Source organism: Shimia sp. (assembly GCF_041624275.1).
Taxonomy (GTDB): Bacteria; Pseudomonadota; Alphaproteobacteria; order Rhodobacterales; family Rhodobacteraceae; genus Shimia.
In genome coordinates this window covers 1-1,894 of the sequence record NZ_JBFJVE010000307.1, presented here as the reverse complement: position 1 = coordinate 1,894, position 1,894 = coordinate 1, and the positions used below count along the sequence as shown (strand labels likewise).

Sequence of the window (1,894 nt, the reverse complement as noted above, 5' to 3'; positions counted from 1 at the left end):
GCTGAATACCATCGCCGACGCGATCCTCAAACTGAACAAGGAGCGCAACTATACCTTCGTGGTGATCGAACATGACATGGATTTCATCGGCAAGATCTGCGCGCCGGTGATCTGCATGGCCGAGGGCAAGGTGCTGGCGCAGGGTACGCTCGATGAGATCAAGGCCAACGAACAGGTGATCGAGGCCTATCTCGGCACCGGCCTGAAAAACAAGGATCAACTGGAGGCAGGCGCATGAGCGGCGGCAATCCATATCAGGACGATCGTGGCAACAAGGACGCCTCGATCGCCAATCCCAAGGGCGTCGGCACCATGACGCCGGCCCACAAGAAAAGCGGCCCCACCAGCCGCGTCGAAGGCGCGCCCTTTCTGATCGGCGACACCATGACCGGCGGTTACGGCAAGGGCCCCGACATCCTGCACGAATGCACCATCGCGGTGAACCCCGGCGAGATCGCGGTCATCGTCGGCCCCAACGGCGCCGGCAAATCCACCGCCATGAAAGCGGTGTTCGGCATGCTCAACGTGCATTCCGGCAAGGTGCTGCTGGACGGCGAGGACATCACCCAGCTGACGCCGCAGGACCGCGTGGTCAAGGGCATGGGCTTCGTGCCCCAGACGTCGAACATCTTCACCTCGATGACGGTGGAAGAGAACCTCGAGATGGGGGCCTTCATCCGCAAGGACGATTTCCGCGATACCATGGCCCAGGTCTATGACCTGTTCCCGATCCTGAAGGAAAAGCGCAACCAGCACGCCGGCGAACTCTCGGGTGGCCAGCGCCAGCAGGTGGCGGTGGGCCGGGCGCTGATGACCCAGCCCAAGGTGCTGATGCTCGACGAGCCCACGGCGGGCGTGTCGCCGATCGTCATGGACGAGCTGTTCGACCGCATCATCGAGGTCAGCCGCACCGGCATCCCGATCCTGATGGTCGAACAGAACGCCCGCCAGGCGCTCGAGATCGCCGACAAGGGCTATGTGCTGGTGCAGGGGCGCAATGCCTATACCGGCACCGGCAAAGAGCTTCTGGCCGATCCCGAAGTGCGCAAATCCTTCCTGGGAGGTTAAGCGATGGACTTTCTCAACGGCCTCGTGGCCCTTTCCAACTTTGTGCTGATCCCCGCCATTGCCTATGGCAGCCAGCTGGCGCTCGGCGCGCTCGGGGTGACGCTGATCTATGGCATCCTGCGCTTTTCCAACTTCGCCCATGGCGACACCATGGCCTTTGGCGCCATGGCGGCGGTGCTGACCACATGGTCGCTTCAGGGCATGGGCATCGGTCTCGGCCCGCTGCCCACCGCGCTGCTGGCTTTGCCGATCGCCATTCTGGTGACCATCGTCATGGTGCTGATAACCGACAGAACGGTCTATCGCTTCTACCGCGAACAGAAGGCCAAGCCGGTCATTCTGGTGATCGTCTCGATGGGCGTGATGTTCATCATGAACGGTCTGGTGCGTTTCATCATCGGCCCCAATGACCAGAAGTTTTCCGACGGCGAACGCTTCATCATCTCGGTGCGCGACTTCAAGGCCATGACCGGCCTGCGCGAAGGGCTGGCGATCAAGACCACCCAGGGGCTGACCGTGGTTGTGGCGGTGATCTGCGTGGCGCTTCTGTTCTGGTTCCTCAACCGCACCCGCACCGGCAAGTCGATGCGCGCCTATTCCGACAACGAGGATCTGGCGCTGTTGTCCGGCATCAACCCGGAACGGGTGGTGATGTACACATGGATGATCGTCGCCGCGCTGGCGACCATCGCCGGCACGCTTTACGGGCTCGACAAGTCGTTCAAACCCTTCGTCTACTTCATGCTGCTGCTGCCGATCTTTGCCAGCGCCATCGTCGGCGGGCTTGGCAACCCGCTGGGGGCCATCGCCGGCGGCTTCATCATCG

2 protein-coding genes and 1 pseudogene are annotated in these 1,894 nt (G+C 62.2%); all 3 read left to right on the top strand.

Annotation, left to right across the window (positions count from 1 at the left end; translation table 11 throughout):
* Positions 1–238 (top strand): annotated as a pseudogene (locus ABZD10_RS15475) (ABC transporter ATP-binding protein); the annotation flags it as partial.
* Entirely contained in the window at positions 235–1,068 is an 834-nt protein-coding gene (locus ABZD10_RS15470) for an ABC transporter ATP-binding protein (protein ID WP_372887899.1), read from the top strand. The pseudogene ABZD10_RS15475 and the gene ABZD10_RS15470, both read left to right, overlap by 4 nt.
* Before the next feature lie 3 nt (positions 1,069–1,071).
* Positions 1,072–1,894, top strand: an 823-nt coding sequence (locus ABZD10_RS15465; RefSeq protein ID WP_372887897.1) for a branched-chain amino acid ABC transporter permease, incomplete at its 3' end; no start/stop codon positions are given.

Coding starts and splice junctions, on each gene's coding strand:
- ABZD10_RS15470 (WP_372887899.1), top strand. CDS start 235: ATGAGCGGCGGCAATCCATATCAGGACGATCGTGGCAACAAGGACGCC.